Source organism: Sulfurospirillum diekertiae, from assembly GCF_002162315.1.
Classification (GTDB): domain Bacteria; phylum Campylobacterota; class Campylobacteria; order Campylobacterales; family Sulfurospirillaceae; genus Sulfurospirillum.
Map to the genome: position 1 here is coordinate 1,455,631 of NZ_CP021416.1, position 22,387 is coordinate 1,478,017.

At 35.8% G+C, this 22,387-nt stretch carries 18 protein-coding genes and 2 pseudogenes; 11 read left to right on the forward strand and 9 right to left on the reverse strand.

The genetic code is table 11. The features are described 5' to 3' along the window. Position 1: 1 nt before the first annotated feature. From Sdiek1_RS07445 to murJ, 5 genes and pseudogenes are all read right to left on the reverse strand, one after another. Entirely contained in the window at positions 2-1,261 is a 1,260-nt protein-coding gene (locus Sdiek1_RS07445) for a M16 family metallopeptidase (protein WP_238098870.1), read from the reverse strand. Between the two features lie 48 nt (positions 1,262-1,309). Beyond that, positions 1,310-2,374: a quinone-dependent dihydroorotate dehydrogenase gene (locus Sdiek1_RS07450; protein WP_087438606.1), complete on the reverse strand. Its 1,065-nt coding sequence runs from the start codon at positions 2,372-2,374 to the stop codon at positions 1,310-1,312. Between the two features lie 74 nt (positions 2,375-2,448). After that, on the reverse strand, positions 2,449-4,164 hold the full coding sequence (locus tag Sdiek1_RS07455) for an ABC transporter ATP-binding protein (RefSeq protein ID WP_087438607.1): 1,716 nt from the start codon (positions 4,162-4,164) through the stop codon (positions 2,449-2,451). Continuing rightward, positions 4,165-5,564, reverse strand: a pseudogene (gene cysS, locus Sdiek1_RS07460) (cysteine--tRNA ligase). Then, positions 5,551-6,961, reverse strand: a pseudogene (gene murJ / locus Sdiek1_RS07465) (murein biosynthesis integral membrane protein MurJ). The pseudogenes cysS and murJ overlap by 14 nt, the downstream one beginning before the upstream one ends. Before the next feature lie 131 nt (positions 6,962-7,092). Here murJ and Sdiek1_RS07470 point away from each other — a divergent pair. The 9 genes from Sdiek1_RS07470 (at position 7,093) to Sdiek1_RS07510 (ending at position 16,714) form a co-directional block, all read left to right on the forward strand. Next, positions 7,093-9,024, forward strand: a complete 1,932-nt coding sequence (locus Sdiek1_RS07470) for a flagellar assembly protein A (RefSeq protein WP_087438609.1) — start codon at positions 7,093-7,095, stop codon at positions 9,022-9,024. Next, the gene (ruvA, locus tag Sdiek1_RS07475; protein WP_087438610.1) at positions 9,021-9,578 is read left to right on the forward strand and encodes a Holliday junction branch migration protein RuvA; all 558 of its coding nucleotides are present in this window, start codon (positions 9,021-9,023) and stop codon (positions 9,576-9,578) included. The genes Sdiek1_RS07470 and ruvA overlap by 4 nt, the downstream gene beginning before the upstream one ends. Positions 9,579-9,591: 13 nt before the next feature. Then, positions 9,592-10,626: a D-alanine--D-alanine ligase gene (locus Sdiek1_RS07480; protein WP_087438611.1), complete on the forward strand. Its 1,035-nt coding sequence runs from the start codon at positions 9,592-9,594 to the stop codon at positions 10,624-10,626. Positions 10,627-10,679: 53 nt separating this feature from the next. Continuing rightward, positions 10,680-10,904, forward strand: coding sequence for a type II toxin-antitoxin system Phd/YefM family antitoxin (locus Sdiek1_RS07485; RefSeq protein WP_087438612.1), 225 nt, complete (start codon positions 10,680-10,682; stop codon positions 10,902-10,904). Positions 10,905-11,015: 111 nt separating this feature from the next. Next, on the forward strand, positions 11,016-11,615 hold the full coding sequence (locus Sdiek1_RS07490; protein WP_238098872.1) for an alpha/beta fold hydrolase: 600 nt from the start codon (positions 11,016-11,018) through the stop codon (positions 11,613-11,615). Then, a complete protein-coding gene (locus Sdiek1_RS07495) occupies positions 11,612-11,881 on the forward strand; it encodes an acylphosphatase (RefSeq protein WP_087438613.1) in 270 nt (89 codons plus the stop codon). The genes Sdiek1_RS07490 and Sdiek1_RS07495 overlap by 4 nt, the downstream gene beginning before the upstream one ends. Before the next feature lie 5 nt (positions 11,882-11,886). Next, on the forward strand, positions 11,887-13,326 hold the full coding sequence (locus tag Sdiek1_RS07500) for a Mur ligase family protein (protein ID WP_238098873.1): 1,440 nt from the start codon (positions 11,887-11,889) through the stop codon (positions 13,324-13,326). 71 nt (positions 13,327-13,397) lie between these two features. Further along, positions 13,398-15,506 carry a phosphate acetyltransferase gene (gene pta / locus Sdiek1_RS07505; protein WP_087438614.1) on the forward strand — a complete coding sequence of 703 codons (2,109 nt, stop codon included), beginning with the start codon at positions 13,398-13,400 and terminating at the stop codon, positions 15,504-15,506. Continuing rightward, complete coding sequence (locus Sdiek1_RS07510) at positions 15,503-16,714, forward strand: acetate/propionate family kinase (protein ID WP_087438615.1); 1,212 nt, start codon at positions 15,503-15,505, stop codon at positions 16,712-16,714. Before pta ends, Sdiek1_RS07510 begins: the two co-directional genes overlap by 4 nt. 48 nt (positions 16,715-16,762) lie before the next feature. Here the strand turns inward: Sdiek1_RS07510 and Sdiek1_RS07515 are convergent, their stop codons facing one another. Then, positions 16,763-17,209 carry a GatB/YqeY domain-containing protein gene (locus tag Sdiek1_RS07515; protein WP_087438616.1) on the reverse strand — a complete coding sequence of 149 codons (447 nt, stop codon included), beginning with the start codon at positions 17,207-17,209 and terminating at the stop codon, positions 16,763-16,765. A gap of 81 nt (positions 17,210-17,290) precedes the next feature. Here Sdiek1_RS07515 and flgH point away from each other — a divergent pair, with 81 nt between their 5' ends. Both flgH and Sdiek1_RS07525 read left to right on the forward strand, forming a co-directional pair. Then, a complete protein-coding gene (flgH, locus tag Sdiek1_RS07520) occupies positions 17,291-17,998 on the forward strand; it encodes a flagellar basal body L-ring protein FlgH (RefSeq protein WP_087438617.1) in 708 nt (235 codons plus the stop codon). Positions 17,999-18,022: 24 nt separating this feature from the next. Further along, the gene (locus Sdiek1_RS07525) at positions 18,023-18,466 is read left to right on the forward strand and encodes a hypothetical protein (protein WP_087438618.1); all 444 of its coding nucleotides are present in this window, start codon (positions 18,023-18,025) and stop codon (positions 18,464-18,466) included. Between the two features lie 48 nt (positions 18,467-18,514). Here Sdiek1_RS07525 and Sdiek1_RS07530 read toward each other — a convergent pair whose 3' ends face one another. The 3 genes from Sdiek1_RS07530 to Sdiek1_RS07540 all read right to left on the reverse strand — a co-directional run bounded on the left by Sdiek1_RS07530 (position 18,515) and on the right by Sdiek1_RS07540 (position 22,309). Further along, positions 18,515-19,756, reverse strand: a complete 1,242-nt coding sequence (locus Sdiek1_RS07530) for a type II secretion system F family protein (RefSeq protein ID WP_087438619.1) — start codon at positions 19,754-19,756, stop codon at positions 18,515-18,517. Continuing rightward, positions 19,753-21,504 (reverse strand): GspE/PulE family protein, encoded by a 1,752-nt coding sequence (locus Sdiek1_RS07535; protein WP_087438620.1) that lies wholly within the window; start codon positions 21,502-21,504, stop codon positions 19,753-19,755. Before Sdiek1_RS07535 ends, Sdiek1_RS07530 begins: the two co-directional genes overlap by 4 nt. A 64-nt stretch (positions 21,505-21,568) precedes the next feature. Beyond that, positions 21,569-22,309 (reverse strand): tetratricopeptide repeat protein, encoded by a 741-nt coding sequence (locus Sdiek1_RS07540; protein WP_161492013.1) that lies wholly within the window; start codon positions 22,307-22,309, stop codon positions 21,569-21,571. Positions 22,310-22,387 lie beyond the last annotated feature (78 nt).

Consider the following 22,387-nt stretch of genomic DNA (forward strand, 5'->3'; position numbering starts at 1 on the left):
TTTAATAATCCTTTCTTAATATAACGGTAGTAGATGATTGTGGAACTAAATATTTATTAACAACTTTAATTATATCTTCTTTTTTGAGCTTGTTAATACCTTCTTCGTAGTTCAAAAGGGGTGTAATATCCCCTTTTGCAAAGTAGGAACCAAAAAGTGTTGCAAGATCGCTAGAGCTTTCTAAATTATGAATAAAATCAGCCTTTGTATTGATCTTAATTTTTTCAATATCTTTATCACTGACATCACCTTTTTTAAGGCTCTCTATAATTTTAAGTATTTCAGTTTCAACGCTCTCAGCTTTGACGCCAGGATTACACACAGCTAAAAATAAAAAGACAGAAGGGTCTTTTGCTTCCATCGCATAGCCGTAGATTTGATTGACAAGTTTTTTCTCATCCACTAAAATACGGTGCAGTTTACTACTCTTACCACTGCTTAAAAGCTCACTTAAAGCGGAAAGTGCTACTTGATCTTCATGTAAAAAATTTGGAATTTTATAGGCAATTGCTACCATTTCTACTTCACTCTCTTTTTTAATGAAAAGACGTTTTGCTCCATCTTGTTGTGGCTCTACTTGATGATGTGCTTTTGGAAGAGGTGTAGAATTTTTAATTTCACCGAAATATTTTGTAACATTTTTGAAAACATCTTCAGGTTCAATATCACCAGCAACCACAACAATAGCATTGGACGGTTGATAGTATTTAGCGTGAAAACTACGAATATCCTCAATACTCCAATTTTTGATATCGTCTATAAAACCAATGGGTGTCCAATGGTATGGATGGTAGGTAAAGGCATTATTGAAAAGTCTAAAATAGAGATAACCTATAGGTGAATTATCGGTTCTCCATAGCCTCTCTTCTAAAACAACATTACGCTCTGGTTGAAACTCTTCATCCGTGAGTTTAAGATTTTGCATCAGTTCTGCAAAAAGCTCCAATGATTTTGGTAAATTTTTGGATGAACTTTTGATAAAGTAATGTGTATAATCAAAACCTGTTGAGGCGTTATTGACACCACCAAATCCTTTGACAATTTCATCAAATTCACCTGTTTTAAGGTTTTTGGTTGACTTAAAATTGAGGTGCTCAAGCATGTGAGCTATACCACTTTTACCCATAATTTCATTGCAGCTACCAACTTTGTAAAAAATATCTGTTGTAATGACATCGCTTTTATTGTGCATGGGAATAACAACAATTTGAAGCCCATTCTCCAATGTTTTGCTAAAATGTTCAGGTAGAGAATTAGCCATTAACGCTCCTAAAAATATTAAAAATAGTAGTATCTGTTTCATTGTTTATCATCTCCTATCGCTTCCTATAATTTCGCTAATATGACTAAATCCATCTTTTTCCATGCGCTCTAAAATACCAAGGTTGATTGCACGGTTAAGGGATGGTCCTTTAAAAATAAATGCTGAATAAATTTGGATCAAACTTGCCCCAGCTTTAAGTCTTCGATAGGCTTCATCCGCTGAATCAATACCTCCAACAGAAATCAGTGTCGTTTTACCAAAAAACTCTTTCGCAAGTGCTTCAAACATAACAAAACTTTTTTCAGTGAGTACCTTACCACTGAGACCTCCAAAGTCTCTTGCATTGGGAATCAAAGAATAGTCGATGGTTGTGTTTGTTGCTACGATGCCCGCTGCCCCATTTTCTAATGCAACAGAGCTTACATGTAAAGCATCGTTGATTTCAAGATCGGGTGCAATTTTAAGAAGTACCGGTTTTAAGGTTAACTCTTTTGCCATCACAAAAAGATCTTTGATAAATTGCTCATTCTGCAAATCCCGTAGACCTGGAGTATTGGGAGAAGAGATGTTAATAACCAAATAATCGCTTAAATCTTTGAAGCGTTTAATTAATTTTTCATAGTCTTTGAGCGCATTTTCAGCCGTAGTCGTTTTATTTTTTCCAATATTGGCACCTAAAGGTGTTGCAAATGGGTAAAGTGACTCTAAACGCTTTCCGACTTTATACATACCTTCATTGTTAAATCCCATTGCATTTTGAATGGATTCTTGTTCTACGTAGCGAAATAACCTTGGTTTTGCATTGCCATTTTGTGGCTCAGGCGTAATCGTTCCATACTCAATATGACCAAATCCAAGAGCGGTAAGCATTTGAATCATCGTTGCATTTTTATCAAAACCTGCACCAAGACCCAGAGGATTTAAAAATGTTTTACCAAAAATAGTTTGTTCCAAACGTTTATCATGAATAAAAAAATGCTCAGCCAATGGTGAAAGAATAAAAGGAGCATAGGTGGCACCATTCTTAAAGAAAAATTCTGCAATATGGTGGGCATTCTCAGGAGAGAAGTTAAACATGAATTTTTTCATCAGGCCATAATAATCAAACATCTTCTATTTCCTTCAATATAAAGTACGCGATTATACTCCACTAAAGATAAAAGATGGTTGATTTTAGCCCTTTTCTAGTGCTGTAAACCTTTGAGCTTAAGATACTCTTGGGAGTTAGCCAATAGCTCCTCGTCACTTCCAATGGCACAAATTTTACCATGTTTAAGAAGCGCAATTTTATCTGCTTTTTTGATGGTACTCAGGCGATGGGCAATGACAAAAGTAATTTTATCTTTGATGAGATTTTCAATCGCCTCCGTAATTTTTTGCTCACTTTGAGAATCAAGTGCCGAGGTTGCTTCATCTAAAATAAGCACTTGAGGATTGGTATAAATGGCACGGGCTATGGCAATACGTTGCCTCTGTCCTCCTGAAAGGTTCGTTCCAAATTCATCCAAATGCGTATGAATACCTTCAGGAAGGTTTTGAATAAATTCGTAAGCATTTGCTTTTTTCAGAGCATCAATCACGTTATTTTCATTGATTTCTTTACCATAAGCAACATTGGCAGCAACACTATCATGAAAAATATAAACACGCTGTGTTACCATGGCAATATTGTGACGTAAATCGTGAAGATCAAAAGATTTAAGATCAATGCCATTGATACAAACACTTCCTGATGTTGGATCATAAAAACGCATCAGCATATTCATTAAGGAGCTTTTCCCTCCACCACTATCACCAATGAGAGCTATCATTTCGCCCGATTTTGCTTCAAGACTCACATTCTGTAAAGCTTCTTTTTCGCCATAACAGAGAGAGACATTATGAAAAGAAATCGTATCGATTTTAGAAGGTAACATTTTTGTTCCAACGGGGATAGATGAGCGTTGATCTAGTAAAAAGAAAATACGTTCACTGGCAACTAATGCATCTTGCATTTTGTTATAAAGTCCTGATATTCTCTTAATAGGTGTGTAAAGCATAAAAAGAGCTGTTAAAAAAGAGAAAAATGCTCCAACACTCATACCTCCTTCAATAACCTCTTTACCACCTACGAGAATCACTACGGCAACACCAATAGAACCTAATGTTTCCATTACAGGACTGACAAGTTCATTGACTTTAACCGATTTCATCGTCAGTTTGAAGTAACGCTCATTGTCTTTTTTGAAAAGTTCGTGCTCGTATGTTTGTGCATTATTGGCTTGAATAATCTCAATATTGTTAAAAATTTCACTGAGTTTTGCTGTGATATCCGAAACTTTTCTTGCGATTGACGTGAGACTTTTTTTCATTTTTTTAGAAAGCACACTCAAAGGGTAGATTGCTAAAGGCATAATAATGAGTGCATAAAAAGCAAGTTCAGGACTTTGGTAGATGACAACACCAATCAAGCCAAAAATAGTCAGCGTTTGGCTTAGAAATTCAGGAATGAGATTGGAGACAACGGTTCTAACACGCTCTACATCATTCGTATTACGACTGATCAGCTCGCCCGTTCGGTACTCATGAAAAAAGGAGAGGTCAAGTTTTAAAAGATTTTCCAAAATCATGTCACGAAAGCGTTTGATAATATCCTGGCCAATATAGGCGGTATAGTACGCTTGTGTATAACGACCTGCTTCTTTGAGTGCATAAACAGCGATAATCGCATAGGGCAAAAGTTCAAGCATCTCTTTATCTTTGGCAATGAAAATTTCATCCAAAAGAGGCTTTACAAGATACGCTGAATAGGCAGTTCCTCCACTGGAGAGAAGCATTCCAAAAATCGCTAAGAGAAAATAGGGGATATAGTCCTTAAAAAAAGGAGAAAAACGGGCTAATACACCTTTAATACCGAGCATTTAGTTCACCTTTTCCCACTGTGTCCCCATCGCTGTATCCATGAGTTGTATCTGCTTGGACTCTAGTAGTGTGCGAATTTCATCTGCTTTTGCAAAATCTTTGGCTTTTTTGGCAACTATTCGGTTTTCAATCAATGCTTCAATCTCCGCTTTTTCAGCGTCACTAACACCGATTTGAAAGTACATGTAAGGATTGTAAAGTCCAATGCCTAGGAGCAATTCAATCCATTGTAAATTGGCATGTGTGGTTGCTTTGAGTGCTTTATCTTTAGGATTAAGATCGAGCATTTCATTCGCTGAAGTGATCATCTCATCCAAACTTGCAAGGGCTTTGGAAATATTAAGATCATCACTGAGTGCTTCCAGCATTGCCTCTTTAAAAGGAGCCGAGACTTCACTTGGTATGTTTTCAAAAACTCTCTTTTTCAATCGATAGAGTTTATCAAGGCGTTTTTTGGTGTTTAATAGATCTTCTTCGGAAAAATTGAAATTCGCACGATAATGTGTTGCAAGCAAGTAAAAGCGAAGCACTTCGCCACTGTAAATGGCAAGTGCATCTTTTAAAAAGAAACTATTTCCTAGTGATTTACTCATTTTTTCGCCGCTAATGGTGACAAAGCCATTGTGCATCCAGTATTTGGCGAGTTCTTGATGACTTTTACATCTGGTTTGTGCCGCTTCATTTTCGTGGTGTGGGAAGAGAAGATCGGCACCTCCTGCATGAATATCGATCTGAAAATTGCCACTGCTCGCAAGATGTTTTTCAATCATCGCAGAACACTCAATATGCCATCCCGGGCGTCCTACACCAAATGGGGCAGAGTAGCTAGGTTCATTGGCTTTTGAGAATTTCCACAATGCAAAATCTTTTTGATCTTTTTTCTCTTCTTTTTGCTCGACGCGTGATTGACTCGCATCTTCTTCAATGTTGCGGTGACTGAGGCTAAGGTATTTGGCATCTTTTGAGGTATCAAAATAGATCCCATCACTGGTTGCATAAGCGACTTTTTTGCGAAGCATTTCATCCACAAACGAAATGATTTCCGACACCGTCTCCGTCGCCTTTGGTTCAATGTCCGCATCCTTTACATGTAAAGCATGCATTTCATTTTTGTAGCGCTCAATGTAAAAAGAGGTAATCTCCTCAAGTGACTTTCCACTCTCTTTCATTTTGTTAATAATTTTATCATCAATATCAGTGAAGTTCTTAACAAACGTTACGTGATAACCAAGAGCAATAAATACACGACGTAAAAGATCAAAAGCAATAGCACTTCTTGCGTGTCCTAAATGAGCATCATCATATACAGTTGGACCGCAGACATAAATTTTTAACTTCATTCTCTTGAATAGGAATAAACGATACTTTTTTTCTTCTGTACTGAATCATAAATAAACATGCATAAGTTCCTTTACATAGAGTAATACACCCCATTCTACAACAAGGAGTATGACTAAAATAGCTAATTTTTTAGTATATAGTATAGCAAAAAACTTTCCTAGCCCAAATGATCGGAGCGTAAAAAAGAGTAGAACAAACGCTGAAAGCGATCCAGCAAGAGCAAGGCCTGCAGCGCCCATAGGCTTGATAAGGCTAAAGGAAAAGATTAGGTTGGCAATGAGTGAATACATTGCGATAATGGCCGCTTCTTTTTGTCTCATCCCTGCATAAAGCCAAAGGGAGAAGAGTTTTGCTAAACCAAAAGGGATCAGTCCTATCATATACATTGCTAAAACAAAACCTGTATTAGCTGTATCTTGAGTCGAAAAAGAACCATGTTGAAACAGTAATTTAACAATTTCTTCACTGAGGATAAAACCACCCAATGTTGATGTTGTGAGTAAAAACGCTAAAATCCAAAAGCCTTGAGAAAGTAAATTGGAAGCTTCTTCCTCTTTATTGGCTTTGAGGAGTCGGCTAATTTTTGGAAAAATTCCTGTGGTGAGTGCTATCGCAAAAAGAGCCAATGGAAGTTGAAAAATACGGTTCCCATAGTAGAGATAACTAATACTACCTGTCACTAAAAAGCTTGCCAGTGTTGTATCGACAAAAGAGACGATTTGTGGTGTTGAATTTCCAATAACAGAGTGCCAAAAAGAGCGATTAAAGTTTTTGTTGCTCTCTTCTAATGCCGCATCTCTCTTATGACGATACTTAAAACCCAGCGCTAAAAATTTAAAAAAACGCTCTTTCTTAAGTGCAAAAAGATGGGCAATCACTTGCAATACGCCACCCACTAAAACACCATAGCTTAAAGCATAAACGATCGTTTTACGATCATACCCTTGAAAAAGAAGGAGGGCACCTATCATACCGATGTTAAGGAGTGCTGTTGAAAATGCTGAAACGGCAAAATGGTGCTTGTATTGAAGCAATGACCCAAAAAGGGTGACACAGAAAATAAGAGGTAAATAGTAAAAGTTAATAGCAACAAAAGGTGCTGAGAGTGCTACCGTTTCATCATCAAAGCCAAAGGCAATTATTTTGGCAAAAGATTCGCTAAAAAGTGTAACAATCAATGAGAAAATAATAAGAAAAAGTAAAAAGCGTGAGAAAATAGTATAGGTAAAAAGTGCCTTACGTGATGTTTTAATAAAACTCGGGATAAAGCTCTGTGTAAAAGCGCCTTCTGCAAAAATACGGCGAAAAAGATTAGGAAATTTAAACGCCACGAAAAAAAATATCGCTATAGATATTTGCTCCTAAAATTGAAGCACTCAGTATATCGCGAATAAAGCCAAATATACGAGAAACAAGGGTTCCAATACTGTTTGTGAAAAATGATTTAATAAGCATTGCGTATCTTATCAAAAAATGGTTTAAACAATATTTTTATCTATTTTTCGCTAAGATTTCCTAACATTATAAGCAACATTTGTCGATATTAGAGCAAAATTGAGAGTTTATTCAAAAAACAGAGGTGCACATTGGGGCTATTTGATAAGATTAAAGGTCATAATACGGATACGGGTACACAAAATGATGGTGACGTGTCTGAATTTAAATCTATTGTTATAGACACTATTAACGTCATCAAAGAACTAAAAAATGTTGCTATTGCAAGTCATCTGAAGCCTTCTGAACTCTCTTTTAAGCTTCTACGTACAACAACGTACTACAGTGATGAAAAGAGTGAAAATAATGAGATGAATGAAGAAGAGTTAAAGCTTTTATCGGATGATAACTTTTTACTCAATCCCAATCTCAAACTAACACAGCATTATCGTGTTGAAATTTACAAAATTGCCGATCAAGAAGAAGATCATACGATTCTTCCTGATATAACACTCAGTGGAAATAAAACTTTAACCAAGATTATTGCAATGGTTGCAAAAAACCATGATGTCAAATATACCTCAAAACTTGAAGAAAAAATAATCGAAGATATTCAGATCAAAAAGATTAAAGCAGGTATTTTAGTAGGTATTCGCGATCAGAATATGTACAAAGAAGTCAAAAAAATTGTAGCTAATATTCGGGTGAATGGAATCATCGATCAAAATCAGACCTTTGTTGTCTGTCAAGGCGTGGATGAGATACCTTCCATCAATGATGATCTTATTTATCATTATAAGAAGAAAATCAATGCTAAAAGTACCGATGGCAAAATTGACTATGCTAAACGAGGATACGTATTAGCTGTCGATAAAGATGAATGTATTATTGAATATATTAAACCGCAGCTTGGGACTCCTGGACGTAACTGTAGAGGAGCATTTTTGCCAGTGAAAGAGCCTCGCAAGTCAAATGATACACCCATTGCCATTACGGCTAATCTCGTTAAAAAAGAGAGCGAAACCAGTATCAAATATATTGCAAATCGCGGTGGATATGTCAATTTTGACAAAGGCACTTATGATATACAAGATCAAATGGAGATCAACGAAATCAGCTTTAGATCCACGGGTTCTATCGATGCAAGTTTGGGATCAAACATCAAAATTAATATCAAAGAAAGTGATATTCTTAAAGATGCCATAGGTGCTGGTATGAGTGTTGAAACTTCCGAAGTGCATGTTCAAGGCAACATTGGAAGTGGTGCTAAAATTAAAGCAAAGATTGCTGAAATTGGTGGACAAACACATCAGAGTGCCTATATTGAGGCGGATAAAATTATTATTTCAGTTCATCGTGGTGAAGCCAATGGTCAAGACATCGAAATTGATCGTTTGGAAGGTGGAAAAGTCATTGGTCATACGGTGCATGTTAAACAGATGATTGGTGGCGAAATTATTGCCAATAGTGTGAAAATTGACAATCTTCTTTCCAATGCAAAAATAACAGCGTGTGATCTTATCGAAATAACAGAACTCAAAGGCAATAACAATAAACTTATTATTGATCCAAGTGTTACAAAAGAGTTCAATGAAATGATTGATACGATTAATACTAAGATTGAAAAAATTGAAGAAGAGCTCAAAGCTTATCCAAGACAACTGAGTTCTAAAAAAGAGTTTATCGATAAAAACAAACCCATGGCAGAGATGGTTAAAGATAAGATTATGGAGCTTAAACGTAATGGCGTTGAACCGCCTATGACACTTTTTGCTAAGATCAAAGATTTTCAAGAAAAAGTGATTGACTATAATACGTTTTTGCAGACCTTTAAAGATAAAAAAGAAGAGTTGCAAGAGTATCGTAAAGAGCTCAATCAAGTCCAAAATAAAGTGTTCTTTGCCAAAATTATTAACCATTCTGCTTGGAAAGAGTTTAATGAAGTACGATTTAGACTCATTTCTCCACCCAAAGATATTACCTACAACCCAAAAGAGCATGAAATTGTACGTGAAATTACGCTTAAAGATATGGGCAATGGCGAGCATAGAGTAATGCGTTCCGCGGAGTATAGTAGCAAATGATTGTGGGTATTGAAGGAAAAGTTGTTAAAAAAGAGGTGACGTTTGTCCATGTGAAAACAGCTGCTGGTCTAACGTATAAAGTGTTTGTTTCATTGTCATGTCTTGGAAAAATCAGTAGTGAACTAATCTCTTTACATGTAAGCCAAATTATCAGAGAAGATCAGCACAGTTTGTATGGTTTTATCGACGAAAATGAGAAAAAAGTATTTGACACACTGATTAAACTAAATGGCATTGGACCATCAACGGCTTTAGCGGTTTGTTCGACGCTCAGTCCCGATGATTTTGCACAAGCCTTGGTGAGTCAAAATGTTCAAGCTTTTCAAAAAGTTCCTGGCATTGGACCCAAGAGTGCCAAACGTATTTTAGTAGAACTGAGTGATTTTTCGTTGCAACTTAGTTCTGATGATCATAACTCGAGTAGTATGATTGAAGCCTCTTTAGCCCTTGAAAGTCTTGGATTTAAAAAAGAGATGATTAAGAAAGCATTGAGTACTTGTCAAGGGGTAGATACTCAAACACTTATCAAAGAAGCTCTTAGAAAGCTTAGTTAAATAAAGGATGAAAATGACTGTAGCCGTTTTGTTTGGCGCCCAAAGTTTTGAGCATGAGATTAGCGTGGTAAGTGCCATTGCTCTCAAAAAAGTGCTAAAAAGTGACATTGTTTATATATTTTGTGATTATTACCGTAATTTTTATTTGATTCCAACCGATAAAATTACTTCAAAACGTTTTAGCAGTGGTGAATATAAAAAAGATAAACTGCTCTATCTTAAGCAAGGTGGTTTTTACGCTAAAAAAATGTTGGGTGAAGAGAAAATAATGTTCGATGTCATGATTAACCTCGTGCATGGCATGGACGGAGAAGATGGAAAACTTAGTTCTATGCTTGATTTCTTTGGTGTACCCTATATTGGGCCTCGGATGGAAGGTAGTTGTATCAGTTATAACAAACTTTTTACAAAGCTGTATGCCAAGGAAGTGGGGGTTAATGTATTAGACTACCAAGTGCTTCGTAAAGGAAGTGGTGCATCAATTAAAATTGCTTATCCATTTATCGTCAAGCCTCTACGACTAGGAAGTTCTATTGGAATAGGGATTGTTAAAGAAGAAAAAGAGCTTGCATACGCACTTGATGTTGCTTTTGAATTTGATGATAGTGTCCTAATAGAACCGTTTATAAGTGGTGTAAAAGAGTACAATCTTGCAGGTTGTAAAACCGATATGTTCCACTTTTCTATTATAGAAGAACCTCAAAAAGATGAATTTTTAGATTTCGATAAAAAATATTTAGATTTTTCTCGTACAAAAAGAGTGAATGAGGCTGCACTAGATATCAAAGCAGAAGAAGGAATTCGTGACGCATTTATGAAGCTTTATGATCCACTTTTTTTAGGGGCACTTATTCGTTGTGATTTTTTTGTGATTGATGGAATGACGTATCTTAATGAAATCAACCCAATTCCTGGTAGTATGGCCAATTATCTTTTTGATGATTTTGATAGAATAATTAAAAATCTTTCAAAATGGTTGCCAAAAAGTATCACGATTCCAAAAGAATACCGCTATATCAACTCCATTCAAGCAGCTAAAGGTAAGTAAAAGTCTTGTTTATGTAGGATATTACATAAAATTTTGCACAAAGGCTCGAATCGATGACCTATGCTAAAAACGAGATAATGACTGCAACAGACATGGTGCGCAACTTTAGTTCTGTGTTGGGTAGTATTACCAAAGGGAAAAGTAAACGTGTGGTCATCGTGAAAAATAACCGTTTTGAAGCGGTTATGATCACGGTGGATGAATACGAAAAAATGAGTGAAGCCGTTAATATTTTGGAAAAAATCTATGCCAACACGAAAAAGAAGAGTGATGGCTAAGAAAGAGATCGTATTTCAAAATACTTCTTACGAATTATCGTATGAGTTGTTAAACCAAAACCAACCGCAAACCATTCTTTTTTACATGGTTGGGGCAGTAATAAAGAGATTATGAAGCAAGCATTTGGGAAGACGTTTTCTCAGTACCAGCATCTCTATCTTGATCTTCCTGGTTTTGGGCACTCTTCAATTCATGATGTCATCACTACAGGAACTTACTCAGACATTGTATCTGTCTTCTTAAAAGCGTTACATGTAAAACCTCTTATCATTGTGGGACACTCGTATGGTGGTAAAGTGGCAACATTGCTGCAACCAGAGGTCTTGGTTTTGCTCTCAAGTGCTGGTATTGTTCCACCAAAATCTTTGAAAGTCAAACTAAAAATAGCGCTTTTTAAACTGCTAAAACCCTTTGCTCCACGCTCTTTTTACCGCTTTTTCGCGACCAAAGATGTGGAAGGGATGAGCCAAACCATGTACGAAATTATCAAGCGGGTCGTCAATGAAGACTTTAGTGAGCAATTTCTTACATGTAAAGCAAAAACGTTTCTGTTTTGGGGCAAAGAGGATAGTGCAATGCCACTTTTCTGTGGAGAAAAGATGCACTCTCTCATTAAGGGAAGTCACTTTTACCCGATGGAGGGTGATCATTTCTTTTTTATGAATCAAGCAAAACAGATCGAAAAGACACTTGGGGAGTTTGGATTTTGAGTACTTATAGATTGATTGTAACAGGACGCGTACAAGGTGTTAATTTTCGCCGATTTGTTGTTGATATAGCGCATGCATTGAATTATGTGGGGTATGTCAAAAATAGTGCCGATGGCAGTGTTGAAGTTGTGATTAACTCTGCTTATGAGGAAGATTTGGAATTTTTTATTAGTAAACTCTATGATGGTTCAATGTTTTCAGATGTTCAAGACGTTACATGTCAGAAGATTGAAAGTATGATCTTTGATGATTTTGAGAAGAGATAAAGAGCATGGAAATAATGGTTACAAGCATCACTCACCTCTGTTTTATTTTAGGGCTTAGCTACTACTTTATAATAGCAATGCAATGGTACAGTTATAGGCTAGAGCGTATTGTATTTCATTACAATCGTTATGATTGGCACGTGTTCTACTTTTTAGTTCCTTTAGTAGGTTACTACCTTCTAAACGGTGTTGTACTTTCTCTTTTTGTTGCACTTTTTTTTGATCTCCCTTTTCATATGGCAGAAAAAAATGGACAAAAAACTTGTTTGGACAGCACGAGTAAAGCGATTTTTCTCTTTTTAGTTTTAGCGACTCTTTTTCAAGATCTTTTGTGTACGGTATTGGTTGCATCATGCTTGAAGTTAGGTGTCATTATTCCTTTAATGGTGGCGCAAATAGCAAGTATGTTCTATGAAAAGATGCTTTTTCTTAGCTTTAAAAAAGAGGCTCAGAAAAAATTGATGGCAAACAGTGCGTTAAAAGTAGTTGCCATTACAGCGAGTTATGGTAAAACCAGTATTAAAAACTTTTTAGCACAAATTCTTTCCACAAAGTTTAATGTCTATAAAACACCACGTAGTGTCAATACAATAGGTGGCATTATTAAGGATATTAACAACGATTTGCCTGAACAATGTGATGTTTATATTGTTGAAGCGGGTGCTCGAGCTCGTGGAGATATTGATGAAATTGCGAGACTTGTCAATCCACATATTGCCGTTGTTGGGTGTATTGGCGAGCAACATATTGAGTATTTTAAAACATTGGAAAATATCCGAAATACAAAGATGGAACTCCTTCACTCCTCTAGGCTTGAAAAAGCATTTGTGCATGAAAGTACCAATGTCAAAGGATCAGAATCTATTCTTTCTTTTGGCGCTGAGCTTAGTGATGTTGAGGCTTCTTTGCAAGGGCTAAGTTTTTCAATGCTCCTAAATGGCGTAAAAGAGAGTTTTACATGTAAACTTTTGGGTGCTTTTAATGCGATTAATATAGCAGCAGCCATTCACGTTGCACGCACACTGGGTCTTTCTATTGAAGAGATTAGGTCTGCCGTATCGCATTTAGAAGGGGTTGAGCATCGTCTTCAAAAAATTGAAGCAGGTGGAAAGCTCATTATTGATGATAGTTTTAATGGTAATTTAGAAGGCATGTTAAGTTCCTATAATCTGGTTGCACAGCATCAAGGGCGTAAAGTTATTATTACGCCAGGTATTGTTGAAAGTACAGAAGAAGCGAATAGGATACTTGCCAAAAAAATTGATGATGTTTTTGATCTTGTCATGATTACAGGTAAAATAAACGTTACTATTTTACACGATAACATTCATAAAGCTCAAAAAATTATCATTTCCGATAAATCAAAGCTCCAAGAGACCTTATCAGAACAGACATATGCAGGAGATGTGATACTTTTCTCCAATGATGCACCAACTTTTCTCTAATAATCGTATCCTTTTTATATTCCTATTATCTGTTGTAAAGTATGATGGGCAATCAATTTAAAAGGAGTGAGATGAAAAGTAAGAGTTTGTATATCTCATCGCTTGCACCTGCCGCAGGCAGTTTGATTGTAGCGATGGGCATTATGGAACTATTAAAAGGGCGTCTTGGTAAGGTTGCTTTTTTTAGACCGGTTATTTTAGATGCGAATGAAGTTGATAAAGACATTGATTTCATGCTGGAATATTATGCCCTTAAAATGGACTATAACGCTACTTATGGTTACACTGTTCATGAAGTTGAAAGTTTAATTGCTGAAAATAAATACAATGAAGTTTTGGAAAATCTTATTGATAAATTCAAAATTTTAGAGAGCCAGTATGACTTTGTACTCATTGAAGGACTTAACCAAGCGAATTTTTCACAAACTCTTGATTTTGATATTAATCTTTCAATCGCTAAAAACTTGAGTAGCCCTTTTATCAGTGTTTTAAAAGGCAAGCAAAAAAGTGTTAAAGAGGTGTTGGATGAAATATCTATTGAGGCAGATGCCATTAAGGGTGCTGGATGCCAACATTTTGCGACATTTGTCAATCGTTTAGGTGACCAAGAGGTTCAAGAGCTTAAAGAGCTCAATCGCGCTAAACCAATTCAAAATGTTCCTGTCTATTTTTTACCTGAGGTGCCAGAGCTTGACACTCCGACTGTTGCTGAGATAAAAAATAAGCTAGGTTGTTCCCATATCTATGGTGAAGAAAAAGATTTACGTAGAGTTGTCAAGCAGAGTAAAATCGCTGCAATGAAACTTGATAATTTCTTAGAATATATTGAAGATGGTGACTTGGTCATAACTTCAGGGGATAGATCGGATATTATCGTAGGATGTCTTAGTACCGTATTTTCTAATAATTATCCAAATATCTCCGGCATTTTGTTGACTGCAGGGATGATGCCTCATAAATCCATTAACAAACTTATTGCTGGGTTTAAAGACCTTTCCATTCCTATTTTAAGTGTCGACAATGGTACTTTTGATACTGCTGTCAATGTCTCCAATGTTCCAGCGACAATTACACCACAAAGTGTACGCAAAATTGCATTGGCTATGGGACTTTTTTCAGCGAATGTCAATATTGAAGAAATCGAAAAAAGTATTGATACTGAATCCACCACGAGTTCTATTACTCCAATTATGTTTGAGTATGCTCTTTTTGAACGCGCAAGGAGAAATCGTAAAAAAATTCTTCTTCCTGAGAGTAATGATGAGCGTATTCTTCGAGCAACGGAGATTTTATTACGTCGTGATGTAGCTGATATTATCCTTCTCGGTGTTGAAGAAGAAGTACGTCGCAAGAGTGCAACACTTGGACTTGATATAAGCAAAGCGACTATCATTGATCCTTTAACATCACCTCTAATGGAAGAGTTTGTCACTTCTTTTTACGAAATGCGTAAAGCCAAAGGTTTGAGCTTAGATGTTGCTCGTGATAGTATGATGATGAAAAATTATTTTGGAACAATGATGGTTTACCTAGGTTATGCTGATGGTATGGTCTCTGGTGCAATTCATACAACTCAAGAGACGATTCGTCCAGCACTTCAGATTATCAAAACCAAACCAGGTATCTCTATTGTTTCAAGTCTTTTCTTTATGTGTTTAGATACAAGAGTCTTGGTTTACGGTGATTGTGCGGTTAATCAAGATCCAAATGCAGAAGAGTTGGCTCAAATTGCTATTTCTTCTGCAGACACGGCTAAGATATTTGGTATATCACCAAAAATTGCAATGCTTTCATATTCTACAGGTGATTCAGGGAAGGGTGAAGAGGTTGAAAAAGTGCGTTTAGCCACTAAAATTGTTAAAGAAATACGACCTGATCTTTTGGTAGAAGGACCTATTCAATACGACGCTGCCATTGATCCTATTGTTGCTAAAACAAAATTACCAAATAGTAAAGTCGCTGGTGAAGCCACCATCTTCATCTTTCCAGATCTTAACACGGGTAACAACACTTATAAAGCGGTTCAAAGAAGTTCAGGTGCTGTTGCCATTGGTCCTGTACTCCAGGGACTTCGAAAGCCCGTTAATGATCTTAGCCGAGGTTGTTTAGTTCCAGATATTGTCAATACCGTCGCCATTACAGCTATTCAAGCACAAACCAATGATGGAGCTAATAAGTGAAAATTTTAGTCTTAAATGCGGGTAGTTCTTCTGTCAAATATCAACTTTTCAATATGGCCAATAATGAGGTTTTGGCCAGTGGAGTGATTGAGCAAATTGGCGAAAAAGAGTCAATGGCTAAAATAAAATATAAAAAGCCAGCGGGTGATGAGCAAAAAAGAGAAGAAAAATGCTCTATCCACGATCATGATGCAGCCTTAACATGGATGAGTGAGGCATTGATTCAATCAGGTGTTATTCACAACCTTAATGATCTTGATGCGATTGGTCATCGTGTTGTACAAGGGGGCTCTTCGTTTCAGGAACCAGCAATGGTTGATGACTATGTTATGTCAGAGATTGAGCGTTTAATTCCTCTTGGACCATTGCACAATCCAGGTCATCTTGCTGGTATGAAAGTTTCGGTACATCAAAGCCCTAATGTTCCCCAAGTGGCTGTTTTTGATACCGCATTTCATTCGACATTACCTAACTATGCTTACATGTATGCTATTCCTTACAAATACTATGAGGAATTACGCATCAGACGTTATGGCTTCCATGGAACTTCGCACTATTATGTTACTAAAGTAGCAGCAAAATATTTAAAGCAAGACATCAATACACTTAATGCCATTACGCTTCATTTAGGCAATGGAGCAAGTGTTACAGCGATTGAAAATGGTCAAAGTATTGATACATCGATGGGCTTAACACCACTGGAAGGGCTCATTATGGGAACACGAAGTGGTGACCTTGATCCAGCTATTCTCTTCTATTTAGCACGTAAGCGTGGACTTACTCTTGATGAACTGGATAAAATGCTCAATAAAGAGAGTGGATTAAAAGGAATATGCGGAAGTAATGATATGCGTGAAATTACACGTATGGCAGAGGAGGGTGATGAAAGAGCACAGCTTGCTTACGACATGTTCAATTATCGCCTTAAAAAATATATTGGTTCCTATTCTGCTGTTCTTGGTCGGGTAGATTGTATTGTTTTTACAGGAGGTATTGGCGAAAATGCAAATGATGTTCGCCTCAAGTCTTGTGAAAAATTGGAGAATTTTGGCATCAAAATAGACCCAATCCTCAATAGCGTTCGATCAAGTGAAATTAGAACGATTAGTGCAGACGATAGCAAAGTAAAAGTTTTGGTTATTCCAACCAATGAAGAGCTTGAAATTGCAATAGAAACTTTGGAAATGATCCAAAAGCATCACTCGTAAAATATGTGTTTACATGTAAAGAAAATCTTTACATGTAAACCTTCTTGTTTAGCTCAAAAGTTCTTTCGCAATCGTATTAATACGTTTACCATCAGCTACACCTTCACATTCAGCAAGAACTCCAGCCATGATCTTACCAATTTCTTTTAAACTCGTTGCTCCAGTTGCAAGAATGTGTTTTTGAATGATGACTTTAAGGCTTTCATCGCTAAGTTGCTGCGGTAAATAACTTTTTAAAATGGTTGCTTCTGCCAACTCTTTTTCATAAAGATCTTCTCTTCCTGCATCTTTAAAAGCAGATAAGGCGTCTTCGCGTTGCTTGAGTGATTTTTGGATAATTTTTACAATATCAGAATCACTAAGTTCTTTACGTTCATCGACTTCAATTTGTTTAAGTGCACTCATTAAAAAACGGATAACATCACGTTTAAAAGTATCTTTGGTTTTCATCGCATCTTTTAGATCATCTTGAAGTTTTGACTTTAGTTCTGACATCTTTTTTCCTTAGAACATAATTTACTTTAGAGGTGAGTATTTTATAGTATAATAGTAAAAAATAGAATAAAACGGAGTCGTATGAAAGTTTTTACATGTAGCTTTATAGCCGCTCTTTTTTTGGCAGGCTGCTCAGTACATCCAGCCGATCCAAAAATTAGCATGAAAGCACCTGTATACGTTGATGAGACGCCTTCCAAAGTGAATGAATCAATGCCTTCTAATGCAGGTAGCCTTTTTGGACAAGGTGATAACCCTTTATTTGCCGATCTTAAAGCAATGCATGTTAATGACGTTGTAACTGTTACCATTACTGAAAAAACAGCACAAACATCTACGGGTAAAAAAGCTTTAACAAAACAAAGTAGTGATTCTCTTGGTGCTGGTATTACCACTGCTGCAGGTGGTGGTGTTTTAGGTACAGTATCAAAAAATTTAAATGATGTTGGTAATATTGGTTTTACGACGGGATCCAATAATTCTTTTACAGGCAACGGAAGCAATACTCGTAATGAAACCTTTAGTACGACTATTTCAGCTCGTGTCATCAAGATTTTAAATAATGGACATTACTTTATTGAGGGTAGTCGTGAATTATTGATTAATGGTGAAAAGCAAATTATTCAAGTGAGTGGCGTTATTCGACCTTATGACATTGATAAAAATAACAACATTGATTCAAAATACATTGCGGATGCAAAAATTCTTTACAAAACAGAAGGTGATATAGATCAAACTACGACTAAGCCATGGGGTGCCAAATTCATGGAAACCATTTGGCCATTTTAATGTAACTATACTAAAGGATATTTTTTGGAAAACAGTAACCCACCTAAGTTTATTGAAAGAGACAAAATTTTTAAGGCAAAAGATATTATTGTTGCACTTAAATATTTTGGTGTCAGTTTTGATAAACTTAAAACAAATACACCCAATCGTGCTCGTGCTATTGTTTTAGGCTATAAAGCATGGCGATTAGGATTGAATGAAACACAATTACGCTCTGTCATTGAACGCAAAATTGATGATAAAGAAATTATTGAGATTCTTGAATATAAAGAGAAAAAAAGTATTCGAAGTTGGAGTATTTTTACAAAAATTAAAGAAGATGACTATAAAATTAAAGTTGAACGTTTATGGTGTAAAAAGCTAGGGGCACTTTGCTTAATTGCAAAAATAGGGCAAAAAGAACTTATTACGCTCGCATGTGAAACATTCAAAGATCAATTAGATTGCACAATTCCTAAAGAGTTTTAGACCCAATTTGCCTTACATGTAAAACCATATAAGGCAAAATTCTCTCTTTTATGATTTAACAGCTTTTGCCATGTCCCACATAGGCATGAAAATACCTAAGGCCATCAAAAGTACCATAGCTGCAATAAAGCCCAAAAGAATAGGCTCAATATAACTTGCGATATTGTCGATAATTTGGCTAAAACGTGATTTGAAATAAAGGGTGACTTTTTCCAGCATTTTATCCAGAGTACCACTTTGTTCACCTGCTTGAATCATTTGAATAAGCATACCTTCAAAAAGTCCTGTATCACGAAATGATTCTGTTAAGGAAATACCTCTTTGTACTGAGATCTTAACACTGGAAAGTTTCTTTTTAAGATGGGTGTTTTCTAACGTTAATAAAGCTGTATCGAGCGCATCCGCAATAGGAATACCTGCACGAATAAGTTCCGTAAAAACAAGGCAAAAACGGCTCAGTGTTGCATAAAAAATAATATTTCCAATTAAATAGACCTTAAGAATATAGATATCAAATTTTTTCTTAAAGTCTTCATTATTTTTGAGTAAATACTGAAATAGTAGAATAGTGCCAATAATGCCAGATAGAAGGTAGAGACCATAATGATTAATAAGGTTTTCCATAAAAAGAAGGATTTTGGTTGGTAGGGGCAATTCCGCTTTAAGTTGAGCAAAAATTTCTTTAAATTTTGGGACAACATAGATCATAAGTATTGAAAAAGCAACAGCAATTGCAATAACAACCGTAATAGGGTATCGCATCGCTTTTTTAAATTTTTGTCTATTTTCTTCAATTTCTTCAAGAATTTCTGAGAGTTTTTCTAAAGATTCTGCCATATTTCCTGTACTCTCACCTAACTCAACCATAGCAAGGGTCACGTCACCTACTTCATTGCGATATGTCATCAATGATTGCGTAAGGCTAAGTCCAGAGTTTAGATCATCATTAACGCTGTTAAATATTTCTTTCAGTGTCTTGTCTACGGTAGCATTTGCAACTTCTTTAACACTATCATGAATAGAGATACCAGCATTGGTCATAACACTGAGCTGTCTCATTGCAGCAATAAGGTTTGGCATTTTTATTTTTTTGCGAAAGAGAGCATTCATGATTTGGTCTTTTAATTCGCCTAACTGATCTTCAAGGGGGGCTGAAGTTTCTTTAATATTTAAAATTACGCCTGGTATTTTCAATTTTGCTATTGATATTGCATCATTACGTGTGGGCGATTTGACAACAGTTTTAGTCTTTTGCCCTTTGAATAGGTAGTTTACTTCAAAATATTTCATTCTTTTGCCACCCTTATGATTTCATCTAGCGTTGTAATGCCATGTGCGGCTCGGGTAATACCATCTTGGAACATATCGACAAAGCCTTCTTTGATTGCCTGCTCTTTAATATCACTTTTACTGCCACCTTGTGCAATCATACTTGAAATTTTTTCACTTATAGGAAGAATTTCAGAGATCATTTCACGCCCTAAATAGCCTGTTTGTGAACATTTTTCACAACCATTATTTTTATAAAATTGAAAATTTTCAGGAAGCATATCTTTAATTTCATCATGAGCAGTTTTTGGTAGTGTATATTTAGTTTTGCAATAAGGGCACAATTTACGTACTAGCCTTTGTGCTTCAATTGCAATTAATGATCCACTAATTAAATACGGTTCAATTCCCATATCTACAACTCTTGTAACGGCACTGATTGAATCATTTGTATGAAGTGTTGAAAAAACCAAGTGACCTGTAAGTGCTGCTTGCACTGCAATACGAAGGGTTTCAGTGTCACGAATCTCACCAATCATAATAATATCTGGATCTTGTCTTAAGATAGAACGTAATGCCGTTGCAAACGTTAAATTAGCCTTTTCATTAACTTGCACTTGTTGCGTTAAATTGAGTTGGTACTCCACTGGGTCTTCGACGGTAATAATTTTACTTTGCACACTTTTAATAGCATTTAAAGCCGCATAAAGCGTTGTGGTTTTACCACTTCCTGTTGGCCCTGTAACTAAGATAATACCATAGGGAGACTTCATAGCTTGTGCAAACTTAATGTAGTTATTAGGATGCATACCAAGATCTTCAATTTTAATCATCACTTTAGATTTATCTAAAATACGAATTACAATGGATTCTCCATTAATTGTAGGCAGCGCAGAGATCCTGAAATCATACTCACGGCCTAGAATCGTAGCTGAAAAACGACCATCTTGAGGCTTTCTTTTTTCAGCAATATCCATATTGGAAAGCAACTTCATCCGTGAGCCCAGAGGAGGGTATATATCTTTATCAAAAATGAATGTTTCTGTGAGCATTCCATCAATACGGCTACGAACAATGCAATTGTTCTCTGTTGGTTCAATGTGAATATCACTAGCACGTGCCAAAATAGATGTTTTAAGGATAATTTCTATGAGTTTTAAAATCCCAGAAGATTCTTGTGGATTTTCAGCAGCACTGGAAGTAATCTCTTTGCGAATTTCGCCAATGAGTCCTTTGATACTTTCACCTAACTCCATTTTAATCAGGTATTTATCAATTTGTGTAGGCTCTGCAATGATAACTTTGAGTAGTTTTCGTGGAAAAATTCTTTGAACGCCTTCTTGAGCATTGATGTCCAATGGATCTTTTAATGCAACAAAAATATTAATTTCATCTTCTCTAATAGGGAGTGCTTTAAATTTCTTGAGTTGAGCAAAAGGAAGTTTTGAGGCAAGACGATAATCAATGTCTATTGAATCAAGATCAAGGTACTCATAATTAAGATTTTTAGCCAAAGATTGTAAAAACTTTTCACTGTCAATTGCAAAATTAGCGTTAACATCTTCTAAATTTAGATACCCTTTTTTAAAAAATTCAATGACTAAAATAAGAAGATCTTCTTTTGTAAAAAAATTATTTTCTAAAAGAATTTCACCTAATACTTTATGATTATTCTGTTGTGTTTCTTCTCTTATTTTAGCAGCACTATGTTCATCAATTATACGGTTGTGAATAAGATATGTTAAAAGTGTTGTTGTAATATCATTCATTTTTTACCACTATTTATAAATTTTTTCTATTGTACCATTTATTAAAAAAAGAAAACAAATTCATTTAGTCAATAACTTCACCTACACTAATTTGATTCAGTAGACTTTGAGCTGCTTTTGATTTATTACTTTTTAGGTAGGCTTGAAGCGCAAGGACAGCATCTTCTTTATGACCAAGTTTAACTTTAGATTTAGCAAACCAAATCCAACTTTTTTCACTATCAGGATCTGCATTGTTGGCCATAAGAGCCCATTTATTACATTCCGTATAATTTTTCATTGCATAATATTCTTCTGCAAGCATTAATGCAAAGGTAATGTTATGTGTTTTTTCAAATTTATCTTTCAGGTATTGTATGGAATTCACCTCATGTGTCTCAATTTTAATAAGACCCTTGGGTTTTTGTTCATCCATAAGAGGTGGGGGCAAAAGAGCTGTGTCAACTTTATCTTCTTTATTGCGATAAAAATTTTCTTCATCAATAGTTGGCATTTTTCGCATTAAAACTTTATTGTCAATATCTTCTTCTTGGATGCCAAGACTTGACTTCTTTTCAGCAATCTCAGGTACATAAGAGGACTTCTTTTCTACTTTATTTTTGTTAATAATTGGAAGTTGGAGAAAAAGTATTTGATTCTCTTGCTCCTCTACAACAAGAGGAGGAGTATATTTCTTTACACTCATATTTACATCAGAAGCATTTAAGGACTGTTGTTGAATACCCGTAATGTTAGTATCAAGAGGTTTGATTGATTCTGCTATTGTTTGAACATTATTAGATAATGATGCATTGGTATCTGTCAAGGGAACCATCGTAGGATAGAGGAAAATGGCAGTAGCACCTATTAGTAAAATAATTATACTTACGATGATGTAATGTAC